This window comes from Blastococcus sp. SYSU DS0617 (genome assembly GCF_054051075.1).
The window spans coordinates 87,192-111,764 of sequence record NZ_JBJHAO010000007.1 but is presented as its reverse complement, the minus strand read 5'-3'; the positions used below and the strand labels follow the sequence as shown (position 1 = coordinate 111,764).

26 protein-coding genes and 1 pseudogene are annotated in these 24,573 nt (G+C 75.1%); 19 read left to right on the top strand and 8 right to left on the bottom strand.

Going from position 1 to position 24,573, the window contains the following annotated elements:
* The first annotated feature begins 4 nt into the window (after positions 1 to 4).
* Positions 5 to 760: a phosphoglyceromutase gene (locus tag ACI793_RS10170; protein ID WP_456606250.1), complete on the top strand. Its 756-nt coding sequence runs from the start codon at positions 5 to 7 to the stop codon at positions 758 to 760.
* A gap of 210 nt (positions 761 to 970) precedes the next feature.
* On the opposite strand, the gene phoU is transcribed toward ACI793_RS10170, so the two are convergent.
* Positions 971 to 1,636, bottom strand: a complete 666-nt coding sequence (gene phoU / locus ACI793_RS10165; RefSeq protein ID WP_456606249.1) for a phosphate signaling complex protein PhoU — start codon at positions 1,634 to 1,636, stop codon at positions 971 to 973.
* Between the two features lie 186 nt (positions 1,637 to 1,822).
* On the opposite strand from phoU, the gene ACI793_RS10160 reads away from it, so the two are divergent.
* Both ACI793_RS10160 and ACI793_RS10155 read left to right on the top strand, forming a co-directional pair.
* A complete protein-coding gene (locus ACI793_RS10160; RefSeq protein WP_456606248.1) occupies positions 1,823 to 3,037 on the top strand; it encodes a sensor histidine kinase in 1,215 nt (404 codons plus the stop codon).
* Positions 3,034 to 3,720 carry a response regulator transcription factor gene (locus ACI793_RS10155; RefSeq protein ID WP_311343675.1) on the top strand — a complete coding sequence of 229 codons (687 nt, stop codon included), beginning with the start codon at positions 3,034 to 3,036 and terminating at the stop codon, positions 3,718 to 3,720. The genes ACI793_RS10160 and ACI793_RS10155 overlap by 4 nt, the downstream gene beginning before the upstream one ends.
* Positions 3,721 to 3,745: 25 nt before the next feature.
* On the opposite strand, the gene ACI793_RS10150 is transcribed toward ACI793_RS10155, so the two are convergent.
* A complete protein-coding gene (locus tag ACI793_RS10150; protein WP_456606247.1) occupies positions 3,746 to 3,934 on the bottom strand; it encodes a DUF3072 domain-containing protein in 189 nt (62 codons plus the stop codon).
* A gap of 10 nt (positions 3,935 to 3,944) precedes the next feature.
* Positions 3,945 to 4,166, bottom strand: a complete 222-nt coding sequence (locus ACI793_RS10145) for a hypothetical protein (RefSeq protein WP_456606246.1) — start codon at positions 4,164 to 4,166, stop codon at positions 3,945 to 3,947.
* Positions 4,167 to 4,247: 81 nt separating this feature from the next.
* On the opposite strand from ACI793_RS10145, the pseudogene ACI793_RS10140 reads away from it, so the two are divergent.
* Positions 4,248 to 5,186, top strand: a pseudogene (locus ACI793_RS10140) (helix-turn-helix domain-containing protein); the annotation flags it as partial.
* 21 nt (positions 5,187 to 5,207) lie between these two features.
* Here the strand turns inward: ACI793_RS10140 and ACI793_RS10135 are convergent.
* A complete protein-coding gene (locus ACI793_RS10135; RefSeq protein ID WP_456606245.1) occupies positions 5,208 to 6,062 on the bottom strand; it encodes a hypothetical protein in 855 nt (284 codons plus the stop codon).
* An 86-nt stretch (positions 6,063 to 6,148) separates the two neighbouring features.
* On the opposite strand from ACI793_RS10135, the gene ACI793_RS10130 reads away from it, so the two are divergent.
* A complete protein-coding gene (locus tag ACI793_RS10130; RefSeq protein WP_456606244.1) occupies positions 6,149 to 7,093 on the top strand; it encodes a Ppx/GppA phosphatase family protein in 945 nt (314 codons plus the stop codon).
* Complete coding sequence (locus tag ACI793_RS10125) at positions 7,093 to 8,064, top strand: hypothetical protein (protein WP_456606243.1); 972 nt, start codon at positions 7,093 to 7,095, stop codon at positions 8,062 to 8,064. The genes ACI793_RS10130 and ACI793_RS10125 overlap by 1 nt, the downstream gene beginning before the upstream one ends.
* A gap of 21 nt (positions 8,065 to 8,085) precedes the next feature.
* On the opposite strand, the gene ACI793_RS10120 is transcribed toward ACI793_RS10125, so the two are convergent.
* Positions 8,086 to 8,658 (bottom strand): type 1 glutamine amidotransferase domain-containing protein, encoded by a 573-nt coding sequence (locus ACI793_RS10120; protein ID WP_456606242.1) that lies wholly within the window; start codon positions 8,656 to 8,658, stop codon positions 8,086 to 8,088.
* A 58-nt stretch (positions 8,659 to 8,716) separates the two neighbouring features.
* On the opposite strand from ACI793_RS10120, the gene ACI793_RS10115 reads away from it, so the two are divergent.
* From ACI793_RS10115 to ACI793_RS10090, 6 genes are all read left to right on the top strand, one after another.
* Complete coding sequence (locus ACI793_RS10115; protein WP_456606241.1) at positions 8,717 to 9,463, top strand: hypothetical protein; 747 nt, start codon at positions 8,717 to 8,719, stop codon at positions 9,461 to 9,463.
* Positions 9,460 to 10,278, top strand: coding sequence for a pyrroline-5-carboxylate reductase (gene proC / locus ACI793_RS10110; protein ID WP_456606240.1), 819 nt, complete (start codon positions 9,460 to 9,462; stop codon positions 10,276 to 10,278). The genes ACI793_RS10115 and proC overlap by 4 nt, the downstream gene beginning before the upstream one ends.
* Before the next feature lie 343 nt (positions 10,279 to 10,621).
* On the top strand, positions 10,622 to 10,966 hold the full coding sequence (locus ACI793_RS10105) for a helix-turn-helix domain-containing protein (RefSeq protein WP_311343684.1): 345 nt from the start codon (positions 10,622 to 10,624) through the stop codon (positions 10,964 to 10,966).
* A gap of 420 nt (positions 10,967 to 11,386) precedes the next feature.
* Positions 11,387 to 11,485 (top strand): 30S ribosomal protein bS22, encoded by a 99-nt coding sequence (locus ACI793_RS10100; RefSeq protein ID WP_012854759.1) that lies wholly within the window; start codon positions 11,387 to 11,389, stop codon positions 11,483 to 11,485.
* Between the two features lie 10 nt (positions 11,486 to 11,495).
* On the top strand, positions 11,496 to 12,602 hold the full coding sequence (locus ACI793_RS10095) for an NAD-dependent epimerase/dehydratase family protein (RefSeq protein ID WP_456606239.1): 1,107 nt from the start codon (positions 11,496 to 11,498) through the stop codon (positions 12,600 to 12,602).
* On the top strand, positions 12,595 to 13,503 hold the full coding sequence (locus ACI793_RS10090) for a lysophospholipid acyltransferase family protein (protein WP_456606238.1): 909 nt from the start codon (positions 12,595 to 12,597) through the stop codon (positions 13,501 to 13,503). The genes ACI793_RS10095 and ACI793_RS10090 overlap by 8 nt, the downstream gene beginning before the upstream one ends.
* Positions 13,504 to 13,557: 54 nt before the next feature.
* Here ACI793_RS10090 and ACI793_RS10085 read toward each other — a convergent pair whose 3' ends face one another.
* The 3 genes from ACI793_RS10085 to ACI793_RS10075 form a co-directional block, all read right to left on the bottom strand.
* The gene (locus tag ACI793_RS10085; protein WP_456606237.1) at positions 13,558 to 14,505 is read right to left on the bottom strand and encodes an HAD family hydrolase; all 948 of its coding nucleotides are present in this window, start codon (positions 14,503 to 14,505) and stop codon (positions 13,558 to 13,560) included.
* Between the two features lie 90 nt (positions 14,506 to 14,595).
* Positions 14,596 to 15,789 (bottom strand): DUF5667 domain-containing protein, encoded by a 1,194-nt coding sequence (locus tag ACI793_RS10080; RefSeq protein ID WP_456606236.1) that lies wholly within the window; start codon positions 15,787 to 15,789, stop codon positions 14,596 to 14,598.
* Positions 15,790 to 15,901: 112 nt separating this feature from the next.
* Positions 15,902 to 16,672 carry a sigma-70 family RNA polymerase sigma factor gene (locus tag ACI793_RS10075; protein ID WP_456606235.1) on the bottom strand — a complete coding sequence of 257 codons (771 nt, stop codon included), beginning with the start codon at positions 16,670 to 16,672 and terminating at the stop codon, positions 15,902 to 15,904.
* A gap of 151 nt (positions 16,673 to 16,823) precedes the next feature.
* On the opposite strand from ACI793_RS10075, the gene ACI793_RS10070 reads away from it, so the two are divergent.
* The 7 genes from ACI793_RS10070 (at position 16,824) to hemB (ending at position 24,572) form a co-directional block, all read left to right on the top strand.
* On the top strand, positions 16,824 to 18,464 hold the full coding sequence (locus ACI793_RS10070) for an AMP-binding protein (RefSeq protein WP_456606234.1): 1,641 nt from the start codon (positions 16,824 to 16,826) through the stop codon (positions 18,462 to 18,464).
* The gene (locus ACI793_RS10065) at positions 18,454 to 18,708 is read left to right on the top strand and encodes a glutaredoxin family protein (RefSeq protein WP_456606233.1); all 255 of its coding nucleotides are present in this window, start codon (positions 18,454 to 18,456) and stop codon (positions 18,706 to 18,708) included. Before ACI793_RS10070 ends, ACI793_RS10065 begins: the two co-directional genes overlap by 11 nt.
* A 244-nt stretch (positions 18,709 to 18,952) precedes the next feature.
* On the top strand, positions 18,953 to 19,612 hold the full coding sequence (locus ACI793_RS10060; protein WP_456606232.1) for a redox-sensing transcriptional repressor Rex: 660 nt from the start codon (positions 18,953 to 18,955) through the stop codon (positions 19,610 to 19,612).
* A complete protein-coding gene (locus tag ACI793_RS10055; RefSeq protein ID WP_456606231.1) occupies positions 19,609 to 20,973 on the top strand; it encodes a glutamyl-tRNA reductase in 1,365 nt (454 codons plus the stop codon). Before ACI793_RS10060 ends, ACI793_RS10055 begins: the two co-directional genes overlap by 4 nt.
* Positions 20,970 to 21,947, top strand: a complete 978-nt coding sequence (hemC, locus tag ACI793_RS10050) for a hydroxymethylbilane synthase (protein WP_456606230.1) — start codon at positions 20,970 to 20,972, stop codon at positions 21,945 to 21,947. Before ACI793_RS10055 ends, hemC begins: the two co-directional genes overlap by 4 nt.
* A 55-nt stretch (positions 21,948 to 22,002) precedes the next feature.
* Positions 22,003 to 23,547 carry a uroporphyrinogen-III synthase gene (locus ACI793_RS10045; protein ID WP_456606229.1) on the top strand — a complete coding sequence of 515 codons (1,545 nt, stop codon included), beginning with the start codon at positions 22,003 to 22,005 and terminating at the stop codon, positions 23,545 to 23,547.
* Positions 23,544 to 24,572: a porphobilinogen synthase gene (gene hemB, locus ACI793_RS10040; RefSeq protein WP_456606228.1), complete on the top strand. Its 1,029-nt coding sequence runs from the start codon at positions 23,544 to 23,546 to the stop codon at positions 24,570 to 24,572. Before ACI793_RS10045 ends, hemB begins: the two co-directional genes overlap by 4 nt.
* Position 24,573 lies beyond the last annotated feature (1 nt).

Here is a 24,573-nt window from a genome sequence, read left to right as displayed (position 1 = left end):
GGTCGTGACTTCTACGGGAACCCTCGTGCTGCTCCGCCACGGCGAGAGCGAGTGGAACAAGGCCAACCTGTTCACCGGCTGGGTCGACGTCCCCCTGACGGACAAGGGCCGCGTGGAGGCCGCCCGCGGTGGGCAGTTGCTCGCGGAGCACGGTCTGCTCCCCGACGTCTCGCACACCTCGCTGCTGCGCCGGGCCATCATGACCGCGGAGCTGGCCCTGCACGAGGCCGACCGGCAGTGGATCCCGGTCCACCGCTCCTGGCGGCTCAACGAGCGGCACTACGGCGCCCTGCAGGGCAAGGACAAGGCCGCCACCCTCGCCGAGTACGGCGAGGAGCAGTTCATGACCTGGCGCCGCTCCTACGACACCCCGCCGCCGCCGATCGAGCCCGGCAGCGAGTTCGCCCAGGACGGCGACGCCCGCTACGCCTTCCTCCCGCCGGAGGCCCGCCCGGCCACCGAGTGCCTGGCCGACGTCGTCGTGCGCATGCTGCCCTACTGGTACGACGCGATCGTGCCCGACCTGCGCCAGGGCAAGACGGTGCTCGTCGCCGCGCACGGCAACAGCCTGCGCGCGCTGGTGAAGCACCTGGACGGGATGGGGGAGGACGAGGTCGTCGGCCTCAACATCCCGACCGGGGTGCCGCTGCGCTACGACCTGGACGACGACCTGCGCCCGGTGACCCCCGGTGGGCAGTACCTCGACCCAGACGCCGCGGCCGCTGCCATCGAGGCCGTCAAGAACCAGGGCAAGCACTAAGCACTGACGAGCCGGCCCCGGAGGGGTCGGCGAGGAGGTGCTCGAAGCCGCCCCGCGAGGCGCGCCGACGAGCGGGGGCGGGGACCATCCCCCGAGGAGGCAGCGGGAAGGGGCTCAGCTCAGGTCGGGGACCCCTCCTGACCGCGGTGTCGTCCGGAGGACGACGGTGTCATCGCCGCGGTGCGGTCCGGAGGACCGCCATGTCACCAATCAGATGGGGGTGCTGGCCTCGGGGACGTGCCGCTCGCCGGTCACCAGGTAGACCACCCGGCGGGCGACGCTGACCGCGTGGTCGGCGAAGCGCTCGTAGTAGCGGCCGAGCAGCGTGACGTCGATGGCGGTCTCGACGCCGTAGGGCCAGCTGTCGGCGAGCAGCTCCCGGAACAGCCCGCGGTGGATGCGGTCCATGGCGTCGTCGTCGGTCTCCAGCTCGCGCGCCTTCGCGACGTTCTGCGAGGCGATCACGGTGCCGGCCTTGGCGACCAGCATCTCCGCGACGTGGCCGGCCTCGAGGAACGCCGGGCGCACCTCCTGCGGGACGGCGTGGTCGGGGAAGCGCATCCGGGCCACCTTGGCGATGTGCTCGGCGAGGTCACCCATGCGCTCGAGGTCGCTGGCGATGCGGGTGGAGACGACGATCGTGCGCAGGTCCGTCGCGACCGGCTGCTGACGCGCGAGCAGTGTGAAGCAGCGCTGGTCGATGCTCTCCCGCGTCGCGTCGATCTGCTCGTCACCGGCGATGACCAGGTCGGCGAGGGCGACGTCCGCGTCGAGCAGTGCCGTCGTGGCGGTGCTCATCTGCGACCCCACGGAGTTGGCCATCTCGACCAGGCAGCCGCGGATGTCGTCGAGTTCCTCGTGGTAGCTGTCGCGCACGTCGTCCTCCCCGGTGGCGCAGCACCTCGCCGCACCGCTCCTGCCCGACCTTAGGCCGGTCGCGGGGGGTACCCGGCCGCGCCCAGGTGAACGCGGACCTACGCAGGCGTGAACACTCCCTCGTCCGGGGCGCCCGATCAGGTGTTCGGTCCGGAGCGGGTTCCCGGCAGACCTAGCATCGGCACCGTGAGTCCGTCGGTCGCCCTCGTGGTGGGCCTCGTCCTGGGTGGGGTCGTGGCCCTCACGGTCGTGCTCGGCTCGCGCCGCAGCTTCGACGGGCCTCGCCCCGACCCCCAGGTCGTTCCCCTGCCGGAGGCCGCGATGGCCCGGCGGCTGCTCGACCTCATGGACCCGGCGGTGCTCGTGGTGGACGCCGACGACGCCGTGCTGCTGGCCAACCCGGCCGCCCGCGCGCTGGGCATCGTGCGCGGCACCCGGCTGCTGGTGCCCGACCTGCTCGACCTGGCCCACGGGGTGCGCTCCGGCGCCGGCCGGCGTACCGACGTCCGGCTGCCCGGGAACCTGGTCGGTGCCGGCCCGCGGGTGATGAGCGTGCACGGGGTGCGGCTGGACAGCGGCGCCGCCCCGCCCCCCGGCCCGGTCGCGCTCGTGCTGGAGGACGTCACCGAGACCCGCCGCACCGAGGCGGTGCGCCGCGACTTCGTCGCCAACGTCGGCCACGAGCTGAAGACGCCGGTCGGCGCGCTGGCGCTGCTGGCGGAGGCGATCGAGGGCGCGGCCGACGACCCGGAGGCCGTGCAGCGCTTCGCCGCCCGCATCGCGCACGAGGCCGACCGGCTCGGACGCCTCGTCCGGGAGCTCATCGACCTGTCCCGGCTGCAGGGCGGCGAGCCGCTGCCCGAGCTTGTCCCGGTGCCGGTCGACCGCGTGCTGGCCGAGGCCGTCGACCGCACCCGGACCGCCGCGCGCGCCAAGCGGCTGGACATCGCCGTCGGCGGTCAGGCCGGCCTGGTGGTCCGCGGGGTGGAGAGCCAGCTCGCCACCGCGGTCACGAACCTGCTCGCCAACGCGGTCGCGTACAGCACGGGGGAGTCGCGCATCGCCGTCGCCGCGCGGGCCCGGTCGGGCTTCGCCGAGATCACCGTGACCGACAGTGGCATCGGCATCCCCCGCCAGGACCGGCAGCGGGTGTTCGAGCGGTTCTACCGGGTGGACCAGTCGCGGGCCAGCAGCACCGGCGGCACGGGGCTGGGCCTGGCCATCGTCAAGCACGTCGCGAGCAACCACGGTGGATCGGTCTCCGTGTGGAGCGAGGAGGGGCTGGGCTCGACCTTCACCCTTCGCATCCCGCTCGCCGCCGCACTGCCCGAGGCCCTCGCATCGGATGCACCTGCTACCGGCGACGCCGTCGCCGCTGACCCCGGAAAGGGGACCGCATGACCCGCGTGCTGGTCGTGGAGGACGAGGAGTCCTTCTCCGACGCGCTGTCCTACATGCTCCGGCGGGAGGGCTTCGACGCCGTCGTCGCCTCCACCGGCCCGGAGGCGCTCGCCGAGTTCGACCGCGGCGGAGCCGACATCGTCCTGCTGGACCTGATGCTGCCGGGCCTCCCCGGCACCGAGGTCTGCCGCGCGCTCCGTGCCCGCAGCGGCGTGCCGATCATCATGCTGACCGCGAAGGACGGCGAGATCGACAAGGTCGTCGGCCTGGAGCTGGGCGCCGACGACTACGTCACGAAGCCCTACTCCGCCCGCGAGCTGGTGGCGCGCATCCGGGCGGTGCTGCGGCGCCGGGGTGAGTCCACCGAGTCGGCCTCGGCGGAAGCCGTGCTCGAGGCCGGTCCGGTCCGGATGGACGTCGAGCGGCACGTCGTGGCCATGGACGGCGAGCCGGTCGCCCTGCCGCTCAAGGAGTTCGACCTGCTCGAGTTCCTGCTGCGCAACACCGGCCGGGTGCTGACCCGCGCGCAGCTGATCGACCGGGTGTGGGGCGCGGACTACGTCGGCGACACCAAGACGCTCGACGTCCACGTCAAGCGGCTGCGGGCCAAGCTGGAGCCCGACCCGGCGAACCCCAAGTACCTGCTGACCGTCCGCGGTCTGGGCTACAAGTTCGACGCCTGACCGCGGCCCCGGGAGGGGCCGGTCGCTAGTCCTTCAGCTCGTCGATCTTCTCCGACGCCTCGGCCTTGGTCAGGTCGTCGGGGACGTCCTCGTCGGTGCCGCGGGCCAGGGTCTCCAGGTAGCTCTTCTGCGCCCCGGTGGCCGGCTCGTCGCCGGTCACCCAGTCGGACGGGTCCTTCTCCAGCGTCGGGTCCTGCTGCTGCGATTCGCTCATGTGTTCGATGCTAGGCGGGTGCCGGCGTCTCCGCTCGTCGGACGGCGACCTCCAGTGCGGCGCTGCGCCGGGCCTGTGCCAGCCGGCGTCCGGTGCGGTGCACGTGCTCCTCGCCGCACGTGGGGCAGGTGACGGTGACGGCGATGTGGTCGGGGTGGTTGGCGATCGACCGGAGCGAGTCCGGCGTCGCCAGCACGCGGTGCCCGGTGGCCGGGCAGGTGATCAGCAACATGCGGGCAGCCTGCTCGGAGGCCAGAACCCGGACGAGTGGCAGGAGTGACCGCCGTCGCAGGTTTTCTGCCATCATGCCCGCATGACGCTTCCCGACCGTCCGCTCGTGGTCAGCGCCGTCGTCGCCGACGGGCTCATCGGCAGCTTCGGGCTGGGCGTCTGCCACGAGGTGTTCGGCTACGACCGCGCCCACCTCGGCCTGCCGCGGTTCGACTTCGCGGTGGTCGCCGAGACGCCCGGGATCCTGCGGACGGACACCGGCCTGGGCGTGCTCGTCGAGCACGGTCTGGACCGCCTCGATCGGTCGGACATCGTGCTGATCACCGCCTGGGAGCTGTTCGAGCACGTCCCGCCGCCGGCGCTGCTCGACGCGCTGCGCGCCGCGCACGCCCGCGGCGCCACGCTGATCAGCTCCTGCACGGGCGTCTTCGTGCTGGCCGCCGCCGGCCTGCTCGAGGGCCTGCGGGTGACGACGCACTGGCGGTGGGCCGGCGAGCTCGCCGGCCGCTTCCCGGGGCTCGACGTCGACCCGGGAGTGCTCTACGTGGACAACGGCACGATCCTCACCGGCGCGGGCACGGCCGCCGGGGTGGACACCCTGCTGCACCTGGTGCGCCGCGAGTGGGGCGCGGCGGCCTCCAACTCGCTGGCCCGCGAGATGGTCGTCCCGCCGCACCGCGACGGCGGCCAGGCGCAGTTCGTCGACGCGCCCGTCGCCCGGTGCGAGGACGACCTGCTCGGCGTCGTCCTGGAGTGGGCGAGCGCCCACCTGGCCGAGGACCTGAGCGTGGAGGTCCTCGCCCGCCGGGCGCTCATGAGCCCGCGGACCTTCGCCCGGCGCTTCAAGGCGACGACGGGGACGACGCCGCACGCCTGGCTGCTGGGCCAGCGGCTCTCGGCGGCCGAGACGCTGCTGGAGGAGAGCGACGCCCCGGTCGAGGAGATCGCGCGGCTCGTCGGCTTCGGTACCGCCGCCGGCCTGCGCGAGCAGTTCGCGCGCCGGCGGGGGGTCTCCCCGCGCGCCTACCGGCAGACCTTCCGGTCAGGAGGGGCGGCGCAGGTGCAGCTGGACGGGCGTCGCGCGGGGCCGGAGGGTGGGGGAAGGGCTCGCGGGGTGGGGGGCGATCATCCCCTGGTCGAGGCGGAGCTCGGTCAGCCGGCGTAGCTCCGCGTAGGCGGCCGCCCCCACCAGCGCGGTCAGCTCGGCCGCATAGGTGTCGACCAGGGGCTCGGGCGAGACGTGGGCGGCGGGCGCCCCCGTGCACCACCAGTGCAGGTCCTGCCCCCCGGGGCCCCAGCCGCGGCGGTCGAACTCGCCCACCGTGCTCACCAGCACCCGGGTGCCGTCGGGCCGGTCGACGTGCTCCTGCTCCCGCCGCACCGGCAGCTGCCAGCAGACGTCGGGCTTGGTGGTCAGCGGGTGCAGGTCGTGCCGCAGCGCCATCCGGTGCAGGGCGCACCCGCCTCCGCCCGGGAAGCCGGGCCGGTTGAGGAACACGCAGGCGCCGTCGACGACCCGGGTGCGCAGCGACCGGGCGCCCTCCTCGGCGTCGTCGGCCGCACCGGATGTCTCCGGGTCCTCGGCGTCGTCCTCCTCGGTCCAGGCGTCCCGCCCCACGGGCGCCAGCTGCCAGTCCTCGTCGTCGAGGTCGGCGACGGCCGCGGTGACCCGGGCCAGGTCGTCCTCGTCGGTGAAGAAGGCGCCGTGGCTGCAGCACCCGTCGTCGGGCCGCCCCTCGACGACGCCGGCGCAGCCACGGCCGAAGATGCACGTCCAGGCCGAGGCCAGCCAGGTCAGGTCGGCGCGGACGACGTGCCCGGGATCGGCGGGGTCGGCGAACTCCACCCACTCCCGGGCGAAGTCCAGGGGTACCTCGTCGGGTGGTTCGTCCGGCACCCGCCCAGCCTAGTGAGAGGGCCCTCCTCCTCCCGCCCCGCTCCGCTCGACGCGAGCCTCTGGACGGGGCCAGGCAGACTGGCCCCATGCGGCTGGGTGTGCTCGACGTCGGTTCCAACACGGTCCACCTGCTCGTCGTCGACGCCCACCGCGGTGCGCACCCCACCCCGATGCACGACGACCGCTGGGCGGTGCGGCTGGCCGAGCACGTCGGGCCGGACGACGTGCTGTCGCGCGTGGGGGAGAAGGCGCTGCTGCAGTCGGTGCAGGAGGCCTGCGACCAGGCGGAGAAGCAGGGCTGCGACGACTTCATGGCGCTGGCCACCTCCGCGATCCGCGAGGCGCGCAACGGGCAGGACGTGCTCGACCGCATCCGGCGCTCCACCGGGGTGGAGCTGCAGGTGCTCACCGGCGAGGACGAGGCGCGGCTGACCTTTCTCGCGGTCCGCCGCTGGTTCGGGTGGAGCGCCGGCCGCCTGCTCGTGCTCGACATCGGCGGGGGCTCACTGGAGCTGGCCGCCGGGATCGACGAGCTGCCCGACGTGGCGCTCTCGCTGCCGCTGGGGGCGGGGCGGATGACCCGCCGCTTCCTGCCCGACGCGCTCGACGGTGGTCGCCCCGACCTGGCCGCGCTGGAAGCGCTCGAGGAGCACGCCGCCACCCTGCTGGAGCCGGCCGTCGAGAAGCTGCGCGCCGCCGGGGCGCCTGATCTCGTGGCCGCGACGAGCAAGACCTTCCGCACCCTCGCGCGGCTCACCGGGGCGGCGCCGTCGTCGGCCGGCATCCGGACGCCGCGCGAGCTCTCCCTGACCGGCCTGGACCAGCTGGTGCGCTTCGTGTCGCGCATCGAGTCCGGCGCGCTGGCCGAGCTGCCGGGGGTCTCCGCCAACCGGGCGCACCAGGTTCCTGCGGGAGCGACTGTCGCTGCCGCCTCCATGCGCCTCCTGGACGTACCGTTCGTGCGGATATGCCCCTGGGCCCTGCGCGAGGGTGTGATCCTGCGGAGGCTGGACTCGTTGGGAGGAGCGTGATGGCCGAACCGGACTGGAACCCGGACACGGGTGGGCGCCCGCTCGCGGAGATCCTGCGCGAGGCGGGCATCGACACCTCGCGGGCGGCCAAGCGGCGCCGGTGGGACGAGCCCGACGAGCCCGTGCGCCAGCGCCGTCCCGACGCCCGGCCGCCCGCCGACCGGCCCTTCGGCCGCCGCCGGAGCGACGTGGAGGAGCAGGACACCGGTGCGGTCCGGTCCGGCGCGACCCGCGCCGGCTCACGCCCGCTCAGCGCGTCCCGGGCCGCCCCCGGCGCCGGATCCCCACCCGTCCGGCCCTCCGAGGACCGGCGTGCGGTGTCCGGTCCCACGACCACCGCCCTCCCGGAGGTGCGGCCCGACCGCTCCCCGGCGGCGCCGCACCCGTCGGCTCCGCTCCCCGACATCCCGCTGGGTGCGCTGCGCGGTGACCGCGTCGCGGAGCGCGTCACCGGTCGGGACACCGGCCGGGTCGCCGATCGCGCCGTGGGCCGGGACACCGGCAGGGTTGCCGACCGCGGCGTCGGCCGGGACACCGGCAGGGTCGCCGATCGCGCCGTCGGCCGGGACACCGGCCGGGTCGCCGATCGCGCCGTCCGTCCCGGTCACCGTGCCGCGCACCGCGACGAACTGTCGTCCACGGGCCCGATCCCCGTCGTCCGCGCCGGCGACGTCGACGACCTGGACGAGGACGCCAGCCCGCTGGCCTGGCTGCGGTTCGTGGGCGAGCTGCTCATCGCCCTGGCCGTGGGCGTCGGCGTCTTCTTCGCCGCCACGGTGTTGTGGGAGATGGCCGCCTACGTCGCGGTGCTGCTGGTGCCGCTCGCCGTGGCCGGCCTGGTCGCGGGTGTCGGCATGTGGCGGCAGCGGCAGGGGGCCGAACCCGTCGGCCCCCGCCTGCTCGCCCTCCTCGTCTTCGCCGGCACGCTGCTCACCATCGTTCCCGCGGCGCAGCTGCTCGCCACCCGCTGATCTCCGGCGCGCCGGCCCCGCTCACGCCGTCGCGTCGGCCGCCTCGTCGTCCTGGGCGGTGGCGAACTCCTCCACGATGGCTGACGAGAAGGCCTCCAGGTCGTCGGGCTTGCGGCTGGTGATCAGGTTGCCGTCGACGACGACCTCCTCGTCCACCCAGTCGGCCCCGGCGTTGCGCAGGTCGGTCTGCAGCGAGGGCCACGAGGTCATCCGCCGGCCGCGGACGACGTCGGCCTCCACGAGCACCCACGGGGCGTGGCAGATCGCGGCCACGGGCTTGCCGGCCTCGAAGAAGGCCTTCACGAAGGCCACGGCGTCGGCGTCGGCCCGCACGAAGTCGCCGTTGATGACCCCGCCGGGCAGGACCAGGGCCGCGTAGTCGTCGGGGTCGGCGTCGGCGACCGTGCTGTCGACCTTCTTGGTGTCGCCCTTGTCGATGTGCTCGTAGGCCGTGATGGTGCCCGCCTCCAGCGACACCAGCTCCGGCTCCGCGCCGGCCTCCTCCAGCGCCTGCCACGGCCGGTCCAGCTCGACCTGCTCGACGCCGTCGGTCGCCAGGACCGCCACCCTCATCCCGCTCAGTTCTCCTGCCATGTCGCCGCCGCTACCCGGGGCCCCGCCGGCACACACACCGGCGCACTACGGTTCGGTCGTGTCCGTGCTCACCCGCCCCGAGGTGCGGCGCCTCGTGGAGCACCCCGTGCTGGGCCGGCTGCTCGCCGGCCGGCTCGTCGCCGGCGCGCGGGCCGAGGACGGGCTGGCCGTGGCCGCCGCGCTCGTCGCCGAGGGGCGCGCCGTGGCGCTGGAGCACCGGCCGGGACCCGGGGACGACGGGGCCGCCGAGCTGGCCGCGCTGATCGCCCGCGTGCGGTCCTCGGGGCCGCCCGGGGACTGCGAGCTGACGGTGCCGGTGGACCGGCCGGCCGTCGCCCGGCGGCTCGCCGGAGCTGCGGCCGCGGCCGGTCTGGGCATCGTGTTCGACGGCGACCCCGGACCGGTGGACGCGCTGCTGGCCGAGCACCCCGGCGCACGGGCCGTCGTCCGGGCGGGGGAGCCGCGGGCACTGGCGCGCTGCCGGGCGCTCGCCGGGAGCCGGGTGCGGTTGCGGGGCTCCGGACCCGCTGCCCGACCGGCCTTCGTCCGCTGCGTCGACGTCCTGATGGCCGGCGACGGCAGTCCGGCCGTCGCCACGGGCGATCCACGACTGATCGCCATCACCGGAGAGCGCGCGGCCTGGCACGGCCGCGCGCCCGAGAGCTGGGAGCACGTCATGCCCTGGAAGGTCCGAACCCCCGAGCAGCAGCGGCTCGCGGCCGCCGGTGCGACGGTGCGGGTGGCCGTCGTGTCCGGAGCCGGCGCGGTCACCGCCCTCCTGGGCCGCCCGGGTGGGTTCCGGTGAGCGCCCCGGAGCGCCGCGGCGTGGCCGTCGTCGGCGGAGGCCGGATCGGCGAGGCGCTGCTGTCGGGAATGGTCCGGCGCGGCGGTCCGGCGGACGTCGTCGTCTGCGAGCGCAGCGCCGAACGGGGCGCCGAGCTGGCCCAGCGGTACGGGGTGGACCTGGTCGATCTCGCCGGCGCGGCGGCCCGGGCCCGCGTGCTGCTCCTCGCGGTGAAACCGCAGGACATCGACGTCCTGCTGGGTCTGCTGGCCGGGCACCTGGACCCCGACCACCTCGTCGTGTCGGTCGCGGCCGGCGTGACCACCGCCCGGATCGAGGCGGCCCTGCCGGCCGGGGTCCCGGTCGTGCGGGTCATGCCCAACACCCCGGCGCTGGTGGACGAGGGGATGAGCGTCCTCTCGGCCGGCGCGCACGCCGGCGACGCGCACCTCGACGAGGCCGAGGCGCTGCTGGCCGCGGTGGGCCAGGTCCGGCGGGTGCCCGAGGCGCAGCAGGACGCCGTCACCGCGCTGTCCGGCAGCGGTCCGGCGTACTTCTTCTACCTCGTGGAGGCGATGGTCGACGCCGGGGTGGCGCTCGGGCTGTCCCGGGAGCTGTCCGTCGACCTGATCGTGCAGACGGCGCTGGGGGCGGCGGTGATGCTGCGTGACTCCGGGCAGGAGCCGCAGGCGCTACGGGCCGCGGTCAGCAGCCCCGGCGGGACGACCGTCGCGGCCATCGCCGAGCTCGACCGGCACGACGTGCGGGCGGCGATGGCGGCGGCGGTGTCTGCCGCGCACGCCCGCTCGCTGGAGCTAGGGACGTCGAGCGCCTGAGACCTCCGGGTCCGGTGTCAGGGCAGGGGAGCGGGTGACCGCTGATCCGCCTGTCGTCTCCTCGTGCTCACTCCGCGCGAGCGGGCGAACACACTAACGGGGGAAGCGCCACAAAGCGAGCACGCTGCGTCGTTTCCTCGTCACCCGTCTGCGTGACACGCGGATCAACTTGTCGATCGGTCGACATAGGTGCACATCTGCCCAGGACGGATCGGTCCGTCTGTTCGATTCATCCATCGCTCCTGTCACGCCTGTCCCCTTACGCTCTGTTGCAGCACGTGCGTGTTCAGTTGCCGGTGGGGAAGCCGGCGCCACGACGCGAGCTAGGTCCGGAGACGAAGTCATGACCATGCCCCAGCGCCACCACGCCGCCACCGTCGTCCGCCCGGGGATCCCCGGCCAGCGTCCGATGGGCCGTCCGATGCAGGCCTCCGCCGTCGCCCGTCCCGTGCCCGCCGCCCACCCGGCCGCCATGCCCCTGGGTCGCCCGAGCGTCCCGGCCCCCCGCGCCGCCGTCACCTTCCTGACCGTCGCCGAGGTCGCCGCGATGATGCGCGTCTCCAAGATGACCGTGTACCGCCTCGTGCACGCCGGCGACCTCTCCGCCGTCCGCGTCGGCCGCTCGTTCCGCGTCCCGGAGCGCGCCGTGCAGGACTACCTGCGCGACGCCTACACCGACATCGCCTGAGTCGGAACACTGTCGTCCTCCGGACGACGACCGCGACCACGAGCCGTCCCCCGGGACGGTTGAGCCGCACCGTCGCGCCTGCGCGGACCCTCCGGGCCCACTCGGCACGACACCCGCGGCCACGAGCCGTCCCCCGGGATAGCTGAGCCGCACCGTCGCGCCTGCGCGGACCCTCCGGGCCCACTCGGCACGACACCCGCGGCCACGAGCCGTCCCCCGGGACGGCTGAGCCGCACCGTCGCGCCTGCGCGGACCCCTCCGGGGCCCACGCGGCACGACAACCGCCTTCGGATCCCGCCGTCTCCCGCGCCAACGTCGCCGCGGGGCGGCTCGGGTACGCTCGGCCACCGGGCGACACCGGGGTAGAGCCCCCGCTGTCGCGTACGAGCTGATCATCTGCGACGAAGTCGGGAGCACCACGTGGGTTCTGTCATCAAGAAGCGGCGCAAGCGGATGGCCAAGAAGAAGCACCGCAAGCTGCTCAAGAAGACGCGCGTCCAGCGACGCAACAAGAAGTGAGCTGAGGCTCGTGCCGCCCGCGGTCGTCCTCGTCACCGGTGTGAGCCGGTGGCTGGGCGGAGCGCTGGCGGCCGAGCTCGCGGCTGACCCCGCCATCGGGCGGGTGATCGGCGTGGACACCGTCCCGCCGTCGCCGGCCATGCTGCGCCGGCTCGGGCGCACCGAGTTCGTGCGCGCGGACATCCGCAACCCGCTGATCGGCAAGGTGATCGCGGCGGCGTCGGTCGACACCGTCGTGCACATGAACATCAGCTCGACCCCGGCCGGCTCCGGCGGGCGTGCCCCGATGAAGGAACTGAACGTCATCGGCACGATGCAGCTGCTCGCCGCGTGCCAGGCGGCCCCGTCGGTCCGGCGGTTCGTGCTGAAGTCGACGACCGCCGTCTACGGCGCCTCCTCGCGCGACCCCGCCGTGTTCAGCGAGCAGATGCAGGCCCGGCAGGTGCCCTCCGGCGGTTTCGCCAAGGACAGCGTCGACATCGAGGGCTACGTCCGCTCCTTCGGGCGCCGCCGTCCCGACGTCGACATCGCGGTGCTCCGGTTCACCAACTTCATCGGCCCGCGGATCGACTCGCTGCTGACCGGATTCCTCCGCATGCCCGTGGTGCCCACGGCGATGGGCTACGACGCCCGCGTCCAGCTCCTGCACGAGGACGACGCCCTGGCGGTCCTCGTCCGTGCGACCACCGGCGACTTCGTGGGCACGGTGAACGTGGGCGGCGAGGGCACCCTGCTGCTCTCGCAGGCCATCCGCCGGCTGGGCCGCATCGAGGCGCCGCTGCCCTCGCCCGCCCTGGGCTCGGTCGGCCGGGTCTCCCGCCGCTTCGGCTTCGTCGACTACTCGCCCGAGCAGATGCGGTTCCTCAACTTCGGGCGGGTCGTCGACACGACGGTCCTGCGCACCGGCTTCGGCTACGTCCCGCGGTACACCACGTCGGAGGCGCTGGCGGACTACGCGCGGACGGTGCCGCCGGTGGTCTCACCGCGGCTGGTCGCGACGACGTCCTCCCGGCTCCGCTCGGCCCTGGGCCGGGCCGGCTCGGCGGCGGCGGCACTCGGAGAGCGGCTGAACCCGGCGCCCCCGGCGCCCGGGCTGCGGGCGGTGCGCGATGCCTGAGGCGCGCGTCATCCCGCTGCGCCCCGACGACGACGAGCCGTTCGTGCCGCCGGCCCCGGCCCCCGGGTGGGAGGACCAGCTCGCCGGCGTGCTGGAGTTCCTCCGCCGCCGCGTGACCGGTGAGTACGAGACCGACGAGTTCGGCTTCGACCCGGACCTGACCGACCACCTCCTGCTGCCCGTGCTCCGGCCGCTGTTCCGCTCCTGGTTCCGGGTGGACACCCAGGGCCTGGAGAACGTGCCCGACACCGGCGGGGCGCTCGTGGTGGCCAACCACTCGGGCACCATCCCGGTCGACGCGCTGATGACGACGGTGGCGCTGCACGACGAGCACCCGGCACAGCGCCGGTTGCGGCTGCTCGGCGCCGACCTGGTGTTCGACGCCCCCTTCGTCGGTGCGCTGGCGCGCAAGCTGGGCACCACGCTGGCCTGCAACGAGGACGCCGAGCGGCTGCTGACCGAGGGCGAGCTCGTCGGCGTCTTCCCCGAGGGGTTCAAGGGCGTCGGCAAGCCGTTCTCCGAGCGGTACACGCTGCAGCGGTTCGGCCGGGGCGGTTTCGTCAGTGCGGCTTTGCGCACCGGTGTCCCGATCGTCCCGTGCGCGATCGTGGGCGCCGAGGAGATCTACCCGATGCTCGGCAACGCCAAGACGGCGGCGCGCCTGCTGGGCGTGCCGTACTTCCCGATCACGCCGACGTTCCCGCTGCTCGGCCCGCTGGGTCTGGTGCCGCTGCCGTCGAAGTGGCTGATCGCCTTCGGGGAGCCGATCGAGACGGCGTCCTACGGTCCGGGGGCGGCCGAGGATCCGATGCTGGTCTTCAACCTGACCGACCAGGTGCGCGAGACGATCCAGCAGTCCCTCTACCGCCTGCTCATGCAGCGCAAGGGCATCTTCGGCTGATCCAGCCCCCGACGCGGTGCGCCGATGCGCCGTCCGACGGCCGGAAACGGTGCGTCAGCGCGCCCTGTCGGCACCCGTCGGCGGATACCAGGGGAACTTGTTGCGACGGCGCAGCGCGAGGGCGCCGCCGACGAGACCGCCGGACAGCGCCGCGGCGGCGACGGTGGGGACGCCGATCTTCGCGGCCTTCCGGCCGGTGCGGAAGTCGCGGATCGTCCAGCCGCGCGCCCTCGCCACCGAACGCAGCTCGGTGTCGGGGTTGACCGCGACCGCCGTCCCGCAGAGCGAGAGCATGGGCAGGTCGTTCGCCGAGTCGCTGTAGGCGGTGCAGCGGGCCAGGTCCAGCCCTTCCCGCTCGGCCAGCGCCAGGACCGCCTCGGCCTTGGCCGGCCCGTGCATGAGCTCACCGACGAGCCGCCCCGTGTACTGCCCGTCGACCACCTCGGCGACCGTGCCGAGTGCGCCGGTGAGACCGAGCCGGTGGGCGATGATCGAAGCGAGCTCGACCGGCGTCGCGGTGACCAGCCAGACCCGCTGGCCCCGGTCGAGGTGCTGCTGGGCCAGCGCCCGGGTGCCGGCCCAGATCCGGTCGGCCATCAGCTCGTCGTAGATCTCCTCGCTGTGGCGGACGATCTCCGAGACCTCCCGGCCGGCGACGAAGGCCAGGGCGTTCTCGCGGATGGTCAGCATGTCGTCGGGGTTGCCCTCGTTGCCCCCGATCCGGAACTTGGCCTGCTGCCACACGAAGCCGGCCATGTCCCGCGTGGAGAAGTACTTGCGGGCGGCCAGGCCGCGGGCGAACCAGAAGAGCGAGGCGCCCATCATCATCGTGTTGTCGACGTCGAAGAACGCCGCGGCCGCCGGGTCCGGCTCGACGGCGGGCGGGGGCGCGACGTCGGCGGCCGCGGCGGACGCCGCCCCGGCCACGTGGGCCCGGGTCTCCTCGCCGCCCGGTTCACCGGGGCGGATGTCCTTGCGGCTCCGGAAGGGCAGTCGCGGCACGGGCATCCTCCCTGGATCCGGCCCGCCGTGCGGGCGGGTACCGACGTCAGCGACCCTAGCCGGGCGCGCGGAACCGGTCGAAGCGGCTGCTCAGCACTCTCCCAGGTGCAGCAGGCCGCCGACGCAGACCCCCAGTGGCAGGGGGCCGAGGGGCACGTCGAGCACGGGCTTCGGCGTGGCCGTCGACGGCGCCGGCGAGCTCGGCGCCGGGGGCAGCCCGGGCAGGGGAAGGGGCAGAGGGAGCAGGCCGCCGGGAGCGCTGCTCGGCGACGGCACGGGCGCGGGCACGGGCACCGGCGCCGGCGCCGGCTGGTTGCCCGGTGCCGGCAGCGGTGCGGGCGCCGGTGTCGGCTGCCCTCCCCCCGGGCCGGCCGGCACGGTGGGATCGGCGGCCGGGTCCGGAGCGGTGGTCGGGGCCGGGCTCTCCGGCACCGAGCCATCCGGGCCCACGGGGGCGACGGGGCTCTGCGGCGCCGGGGTCGTCGGAACGCATCCCCCGGGCACGGGGCCGAGCCGGTCGGCGCCGGCGATGGCCGGGCCGGTCGGGCAGTCGAGGGCCGCGCGCAGGACGTCGACGCGCTCGGTGATCTCGGCGAGCAGTCCCAGGGACCCGGCGACGTCGTCCGCCGCCGCCGCCGGGACCTCGGCACGCACCGCGTCCAGTTGCGCGGACTGGTCGGCGGTCCACCCGGACAGCCGGTCCAGCGACGCGGTGTCGGAGGTGTCCAGGGCCCGGGTGAGGTGCCAGGAGGCGCCCTCGCGGGTCTGCTCGTCCATCGTCGCGAGGGTGGACCGGACCAGGCTCGCGTCGCCGTCGAGGTCGGCGAGCTCGTCGAGCCGGGTCCGCGCCAGGTCCAGGAGGGCCTGGCCCCGGGAGTCACCGGCCAGCGCCAGCTGCGTCTGCTCGGTGCCGCGCTTCACGCCGTAGAGGACGTCGCCCGGTTGTGCCGCCGTGGACAGCGCCACCAGCGTGGCGAGCGAGGTCACCGTCAGGGCCGCGCCGGCCAGTCCGGCGGTCGCCCGGGTCCGCCAGCGGCCGGCGGGGGCATCGGCGGCGCGGGCGGCGAGCAGCCGGCGCAGCGGCGAGGGGCGGACCGGCTCGGGCGTGCGGACGGCGGCCATCGCGACCAGCCGCTGTCGGGTGGCCCGGCGGAACTCCGGGTCCGGTTCGGCGGCGAGGTGCGGCGAGAGCTCCTGCAGCATCGTGACGACCCGGGCGTCCTGGCTGTCCCCGCCACGGGCAGCACGGCGGGACGGCGCCGCGTTGCTCTCGTGCGTGGTCACGCGGTACCTCCGGTTGCCGGGGCGGCGCGGCCGATCGTCGGCGCACTCGCTCGCAGACGGCTCAACGAGAGCGGGGGCTGCCCGGTTACGCCCTGGAGCCATGGCGTCGCTCTCATCGCAGACCGTCCGGCAGGAGCCCGGCGAGACGACGCACGGCGCGGTGCTGCAGCGCCTTGATCGCACCGTCCTTCTTGCCCATGATCTCCGCCGTCTCGGCCACCGAGAGGCCGTGGATGAAGCGGAGCACGATGCACTCCTGCTGCTCGCTGCCCAGCTGCTGCACGCACGCCAGCAGCTCGCGGTTGGTCAGGTGGGCGACGACGGCGTCCTCGGGACCGTCGGTGATCCGGTCCGCGTCCCGCATGTCCGCGGTGGCGACCTCCAGCCGGTACCGGCTGCTCTTGACGTGGTCGAGCACGATGTTGCGCGCGATGGTGACCAGCCAGGCGCCGACGTCCCGGCCCTGGAAGCTCAGCGAGTCGATCCGGCGCAGCGCCCGCACGAAGGTCTCGCTGGTCACGTCCTCCGCGGTCGCCCGGTCGCCGATCCGGTTGTAGACGTACCGGTAGACCAGCGACACGTAGTGGTCGTAGAGCTGCCCGAACGCCTCGGCGTCGCCCTCCTGCGTCCGCCGGACCCAGTCCCAGACGTCCGGTCCGTCCGCGTCCGCCGGTCCGTCCGCGTCCGCCGGGGCGCCCGCGTCCCCGGGGCCGCCGGTGTCGGGCAGCGCCGCGCCCGGTGCCGCGACGTCGGGCTCGGCGGCGCCGGCCGGAGGCGTCTCCGCGCTCGGCCGGGGGTGCGGCGTCGGCCGCGGCCGCGGGCTCGGGCGCGGGCGCCCGGCCTCTGCCGGCGCCGGCTGCCCGGCGTCGAGGGGGTGCGGCATTGCGGGCGATGACCTCCTCGTCGGCCCGCCGTGCCTGGACCGTCTCCTCCCCGACGCGCTCGGCGACGTACGGCGCGTGAGCTGCGGGGCTGGCCCCATGGTGACAACATCGCCCCAGCCCGTCCACGCCAGCCCGCCGGACGAATCGCCGGTGCCGCCGGCGGAGCGCGAGGCCTGCGCCAACGGAGGAGATGTGTCGGACCTGGAGGCAGGGAGGTCGCTGGCCGCGCTCGTGCGGTCCGCGGCTCGTCAGCGCCCCGACGCGCCGGCCGTCGTCACCCGCGACGAGCGGCTGACCTGGGCGGAGCTCGATGCCACGGTCGACCGTGCCGCCGCCGGGTACGCCGCTCGGGACCTGGTGCCCGGTGACCGGGTGGCGGTGCAGCTGCCCAACGGCCTGGCCTGGCTGCGCGCGGTGCTGGGGGCGCTGCGTGCGGGGCTGGTGGTCGTGCCGGTGAACACCGCCTACACCGAGCCCGAGCTCGAGTACGTCCTCACCGATTCCGGCGCCGCGCTGCTCGTCGCGCCGGCGGAGCGCGACGCCATCGCCGGGGTGCCGGTCTGTCCCGGAGCGCCCGAGGGTGACGGCCCGCCACCCGCGGTCGCCGACGACCCCTCGGAGCTGGCCTTCCTCTGCTACACCAGCGGCACGACCGGACGTCCCCGGGGCGCGATGCTGACCTCGGGTGCGCTGCGGGCCAACCAGGAGCAGTGCCTGGCCATGGAGCCGCCGCCGGTGCGCGCCGACGACCGCGTGCTGCTGGTGCTGCCGCTGTTCCACGTCTACGGCCTGAACGCCGGGTTCGGCCTGGTCGCCGCCACGGGTGCGTGCGCGGTCATCGAGGAGAGCTTCGACCCGCGCGCCACCCTGGCCGTGATGGCCGAGGAGCACGTCTCCGCGGTGCCCGGCGCGCCGCCGATGTACCAGGCATGGCTGGCGCTGGCCGACGCCGCCGGCAGCGATGCGGACGTGCGGCGCGCCTTCGCCGCGGTGCGGGTGGCCTCCTCCGGGGCCGCCCCGCTGCCCGAGGAGGTCTGGACGGCGATGCGTGACCGCGCGGCGGTCACGGTCTGGGAGGGGTACGGGCTGACCGAGGCCTCACCCGTCGTCGCGAGCACCGTGGTCACCGGCCGACCCAAGCCCAACTGCATCGGTGGCCCGCTCCCCGGCATCGAGGTGGCCCTGCGCGACACCGCGGACACCGCCGACCCGACCGACATCGACGACGCCGCCCCGGCGGCCGGCGAGGGGACGGCGGACGGGGCGGAGGAGGAAGGCCCGGACGACGGCCCCGGCGAGGGTCCGGGCGAGCTGTGGATCCGCGGGCCCAACCTCTTCTCCGGCTACTGGCCGGACGGCGCCGACGGGCCCGACGCCGACGGCTGGCTCGGCACCGGCGACCTCGCCTACCGGGACGCCGAGGGCGACCTGCACCTGGTCGACCGGCGCAGCGACCTCATCCTGGTGAGCGGGTTCAACGTCTATCCGGCCGAGGTGGAGCGGGTCCTCGACACCCACCCGGCCGTCGCCGAGAGCGCGGTCATCGGTGTCGCCGATCCGCGCACCGGTGCCGCGGTGCGGGCGGTGGTGGCCCTGGAACGGGATTCCCGGCTCACCGTCGAGGAGCTGCGCGAGCACGCCGCCGGCTCGCTGGCCCGCTACAAGGTGCCCACCTCGGTGCACTTCCTGCCCAGCCTGCCGCACTCGCTGACCGGCAAGGTCAGCCGCGCCCGCCTGCGCGAGCTCGGTCTCACCGGGGTCGCGACGGACGAGGACTCCGATGACGAGTGAAGGCCCGCCGCGCCTGCGGCTGATGACCCGGGTGGGCTGCCACCTGTGCGAGGTCGCCGCCGAGACCCTCGGGCGGATCGCCGGCGAGGCCGGGCTGGTCCCCGACACGGTGGACGTGGACGCCGACCCGGAGCTGCAGGCGGAGTTCGGGGACCGCGTGCCGGTGGTCCTGCTCGACGGCCGCGAGCACTCGTACTTCACCGTCGACGTGCCCCGCCTGCGCAGGGATCTGGGACTCGGCTGAACGACGTGTGAACGGCCGGTGCACGGCGTCCGTCGACGTGGTCTCCACCACAGCGCCACCCGTTCGGGCAGGTCGGCGGGCTGACGCGTCGTCCGGCACTTTGTTCCTGCGTTCACAAGCGGCTACCGTGGCCTCCGCGGTCACCCCGGTGGCCGCGGATTCGAACCTTGTCGTCGTTCTGCGTGTCGTCGCACCGCCCGGTCGCTGCCGGTCGTCGGGGGCGGCCGCTGTGGAGAGCCCGTTGATGCAGCCGCGGCCCCGGACCATCCCGGAGGCCACCGTCGCCCGCCTGGCCGTGTACCTCCGGGTGCTGGCCACGCTCGCCGACGGCGGCCGGAGCACCGTCTCCTCCGGCGAGCTCGCCTCGGCGGCGGGCGTGAACCCGGCCGGGCTGCGCAAGGACCTCTCCCACCTGGGCCCGTGCGGTGTGCGGGGCGTGGGCTACGACGTCGGCCTGCTGCGTGACCGGCTGACCCGCGTCCTCGGCGTGGAGCGGGCCCACGGCTGCGTCCTGGTCGGCATCGGCAACCTCGGCTCCGCCCTGGCCGACTACGCCGGCTTCGGCACGCGCGGGTTCGAGTTCGTCGGCCTGTTCGACGCCTCCCCTGCCCGGATCGGCCAGCGCATCGGCGAGCTGCAGGTCCGCGCGCTGGACGAACTCGAGGACGTCGTCGCCGCGACGGGCGCCTCCATCGGCGTCATCACCACGCCGGCCGAGGTGGCACAGCGGGTGTGCGACCGGCTGGCCGCGGCCGGGGTCCGCAGCATCCTGAACTTCGCGCCCGTGACGCTCACGGCTCCCGTCGGCGTCGACGTCCGCAAGGTCGACCTGTCCGTGGAGCTGCAGGTGCTGGCCTTCCTCGGGCAGCAGCGGGTGCCCGCCGGCGTGGGGGAGTCGGCATGAGCCTCCTGGCAGTGGGGATCAGCCACCGGACCGCACCGGTCGCGCTGCTCGAGCAGTTCGCGATGTCCGACGACGACCGGGTGAAGGCCCTGCACGAGCTGGTCGACGGCGACCACGTGGCCGAGGCGCTGGTCCTGGCCACCTGCAACCGGATCGAGGTCTTCGCCGAGGTCGAGCGCTTCCACGGCGGCGTCACCGACGTCAGCCGGGTGCTCGCCCGCCAGGCGGGCGCCTCCGTCGAGGAGCTCTCCCCGTACGTGACCGTCCACTACGAGGACCAGGCCGTCGCGCACCTGTTCACCGTCGCCGCCGGGCTGGACTCGATGGTGGTCGGCGAGACGCAGGTCCTCGGGCAGCTGCGCGCCGCCTACGCCCTGGCCCGCGAGGAGGGCACCGTCGGGCGGGCGCTGCACCCGATCGCGCAGCGGGCCCTGCGGGTGGGCAAGCGGGTGCACTCCGAGACCGGCATCGACCGCGCGGGGGCCTCGCTGGTCTCCGTGGCGCTGGACCGCGCCGAGGCCCGCATCGGCGACCTCGCCGGCCGCCGCGCGCTGGTCGTCGGCGCCGGGTCCATGGGTGCGCTGGCCGCGACCACCCTGGCCCGCCGCGGTGCCGACGTCGTCATCGGCAGCCGCACCCACAGCACCGCGCAGCGGCTGGCCACGACCCTCGGCGGCCGCGCGATCGAGCTGGCCGAGGCGCCCGGGGAGCTGGCCGCCGCGGACGTCCTGGTGTCCTGCACCGGCGCCTCCGGCATCGTGGTGAGCACCGACGCCGTGGCCACCGCGATGCAGGAGCGCGAGGGCCGCCCCATGGCCGTCGTCGACCTGGCACTGCCCCGCGACGTCGACCCGGGCGTGGCCGCGCTGCCGGGGGTGCACGTCGTCGACCTGGCCCTGCTGCAGGGCGAGCGGGTGGCCGCCCGCGAGGCCGGCGCACCGGCGGCCGGTCCGGTCGCCGCGGACGACATCGACGCCGCGCACGCGATGATCGAGGCCGAGGCCGCGCTGCTGCGCGCCGAGCAGCAGGCGGCTGCTGTGGCGCCCACCGTCTCCGCCCTGCGCAGCCAGGCCGCCGAGGTGGTCGACGCCGAGCTCCTCCGGCTCTCCGCCCGGCTGCCCGACCTGGACCCCCGCTCGCGGCAGGAGATCGCGCGCACGGTCCGCCGCGTCGTCGACAAGCTGCTGCACGAGCCGACCGTGCGGGTGAAGGAACTGGCCGCCGTGCCCGGCGGCACCGACTACGCCGGGGCGCTGCGCGCCCTGTTCGGCCTGGGCATCGACGCCGACGTCGCGGGTGAGACCACCAGCCTGGCCGACGCCGTCACCGTCGACCCCGAGCGCACGGGAGGTACCGCATGACCGCTCTCCGTACCTCCGCCGGGACCACCGCGGGCACGGCCGTGCTCCGCCTGGGCACCCGCGCCAGCGTGCTGGCGCGCACCCAGTCCCAGACCGTCGCCGACGCGATCACCGCCGCCACCGGCACCCCGGTGGAGCTGGTCCACATCACCACCGAGGGCGACCGGTCGCAGGCCGCCATCGCCCAGCTGGGCGGCACCGGCGTCTTCGTCACGGCGCTGCGCGACGCGCTGCTCGCCGGCGAGATCGACCTGGCCGTGCACAGCTACAAGGACCTGCCCACCGCGCCGGCGCCCGGACTGATCCTCGCCGCCGTGCCGCCCCGGGAGGACCCGCGCGACGCCCTGGTCGCCCGCGACGGGCTGACCCTCGGCGAGCTGCCCCCGGGTTCCCGGATCGGCACCGGCGCCCCCCGCCGCGTCGCCCAGCTGCGGGCCCTCGGCCTCGGCCTGGAGGTCGTGCCGATCCGCGGCAACGTGGACACCCGCCTCGGCCGCGTCGCGGGCTCGGCCACCGGCCCCGGCGACCTGGACGCCGTCGTGCTCGCCCGCGCCGGGCTGTCGCGGCTCGGGCGGCTCGACGTCATCACCGAGACCCTCGACCCGCTCCAGGTGCTGCCCGCACCGGCGCAGGGCGCGCTGGCCGTCGAGTGCCGCACCAGCGACGCTCGCACCCGCGAGCTGCTCGGCCGGCTGGAGGACTCCCGGACCCGCGCCTGCGCCCTGGCCGAGCGGACCACGCTGGGCACCCTCGAGGCCGGCTGCAGCGCGCCCGTCGCCGCCTACGCCGAGGTGGCCGAGGGCGAGCACGGCCCGGAGCTGTTCCTGCGCGCGTCCGTCACCGCCATCGACGGCAGTGACGGCGTCCGCGGCTCCCTCAGCGGCGCGCTCGACCAGGCTGCGGTCCTGGGTCGCGCGCTCGCCGAGGACCTGCTCGACCGCGGCGCGGTCGAGCTCATGGCGGTCAGCCAGTGACCGCCGCACAGACCCCCGCAACAAAGGCCCCCCGGGCCAGGATCAGGAGCACGCGATGACGCGCTTCCGCAAGACCGTCGGCAGCACCGGCCGGGTCGTCTTCGTCGGCGCAGGACCGGGTGACCCCGGCATGCTGACCGCACGCGCCACCGCCGCGATCGCCGAGGCGGCCTCCGTGCTCGTCGACGTCGACGTACCGGCCGCCGTCCAGGATGCCGTCCGCGGGATCAACCCCGCGGTGGAGCTCGTCCCCGTCTCCGGCGAGCCGGCCGAGATCGCCAAGGGCGCCGTCACGGCGGCCAAGGGTGGCGCGGTCGTCGTGCGGCTGGTCGCCGGCGACCCCTACACCGACGACGCCGCCGTCAAGGAGGTGCTCGCCGTCGGCCGCACCTCCGTGGGCTTCGACGTGGTGCCCGGTGTCGCGCCGGCCACCGCGGTCCCCGCCTTCGCGGGCGTCGCCCCCGGCAGCACGGCCCTCACCGCCGACCTGAGCAGCGGTGTGGACGTCGGCGCGCTGGCTGCGGCCACCGCGTCCACCGGCGGCACCCTGGTGCTGCGGGCCACCGTCGAGGAGCTCCCCGACGCCGCCACCCGGCTGGTCGAGGGGGGCCTGTCCGGCAGCACCCCCGTGGTCGTCACCACCGGCGGCTCCTCGACCGCCCAGAAGAGCGTCGTCGCCAAGCTGTCCGCCGTCGCCGAGAAGGCGGCCGGTCTGGACTCCTTCACCGGGCCGGTCGTGGTCACGATCGGGGCGGCCGTCGACAAGCGGGCCCGGATGTCGTGGTGGGAGAGCCGCCCGCTGTTCGGCTGGCGCGTGCTGGTGCCCCGCACCAAGGACCAGGCCGGCGAGATGAGCGACCGGCTGCGCGCCTACGGCGCCGTCCCGGTCGAGGTGCCGACGATCGCCGTCGAGCCGCCGCGCAGCCCCGCGCAGATGGACCGCGCGGTCAAGGGCCTGGTCACCGGCCGCTACGGCTGGATCGTCTTCACCTCGGTGAACGCGGTCAAGGCGGTCCGCGAGAAGTTCGCCGAGCTCGGCCTGGACGCCCGCGCCTTCGCCGGCGTCAAGGTCGGCTGCGTCGGTGAGCAGACCGCCGACGCCGTGCGCGCGTTCGGCATCGTGCCCGAGCTGGTGCCCGCGGGCGAGCAGTCCAGCCAGGGCCTGCTGGCCGAGTTCCCCGAGTACGACGACGTCCTGGACCCGATCGACCGCGTGCTCCTGCCGCACGCCGACATCGCCACCGAGGTGCTCGCCGCCGGTCTGGTGGAGCGCGGCTGGGAGGTCGACGACGTCACCGCCTACCGCACCGTCCGCGCCGCGCCGCCGGCCGCGTCGGTCCGCGAGGCGATCAAGGGCGGCGGCTTCGACGCGGTGTGCTTCACCTCGTCCAGCACCGTCCGCAACCTGGTGGGCATCGCCGGCAAGCCGCACGCCAAGACCGTGGTCGCGGTGATCGGCCCGGCGACGGCCGCCAGCGCGCAGGAGTTCGGCCTGCGCGTCGACGTGCAGCCCGAGACGGCCGCCGTCGCCCCGCTGGTGGACGCCCTGGCCGAGTACGCGCTGTCGCTGCGCGAGGCGGAGGACGGCGAGGGCAAGTGAACCGCCGGGGTGGCGGGGCGGGACAGGAGCAGGGCGGGGGAGCCAACCCCGGCTTCGCGCGCGGGCGCCGGCTCCGGTCGACGCCCGCGCTGCGGCGGCTGACCGCCCAGACCCGGGTGGCTCCGGCGGACCTGGTGCTGCCGGTGTTCGTCAAGCAGGGCATCGCCGAGCCGGTGCCGATCGGCTCGATGCCCGGCGTCGTGCAGCACTCGCCGGACAGCCTGCGGAAGGCCGCGCACGAGGCGGCCGAGGCCGGCATCGGCGGGCTGATGCTCTTCGGCATCCCGGCCGAGAAGGACCCGGTGGGTTCCCAGGCCGACGCCGCCGACGGCATCGTCAACGTGGCGCTGCAGCAGCTGCGGGCCGACCTGGGCGACGAGCTGGTCCTCATGGCCGACCTCTGCCTGTGCGAGTACACCGACCACGGGCACTGCGGCGTCGTCACCCCGGCCGGGGTCGTGGACAACGACCCGACCCTGGACCGGTACGCCGCCGTGGCGATCGCGCAGGCGCAGGCCGGGGCCCACCTGGTCGCACCCAGCGGGATGATGGACGGGCAGGTGGCCGCCATCCGCGCCGGGCTGGACAGCGCCGCGTTCACCGAGACGCCGATCCTGGCCTACGCGGCCAAGTACGCCTCGGGCTTCTACGGCCCGTTCCGCGAGGCGGCCGAGGGTGCGCCGCAGTTCGGCGACCGCTCGACCTACCAGATGGACCCGCCCAACGCCGACGAGGCGCTGCGCGAGGTCGCGCAGGACCTCGCCGAGGGCGCCGACGCCGTCATGGTCAAGCCCGCCCTGCCCTACCTGGACATCGTCCGCCGGGTCGCCGACGCCGTCTCCGTGCCGGTCTCCGCGTACCAGGTGAGCGGCGAGTACGCGATGGTCGAGGCGGCCGCCGCCAACGGCTGGGTGGACCGCGAACGGGCGATCCTCGAGACGCTGGTGTCCATCCGGCGGGCGGGTGCCGGGCAGGTGCTGACCTACTGGGCGGTCGAGGCCGCGCGCTGGCTGGCCCGCGGCTGAC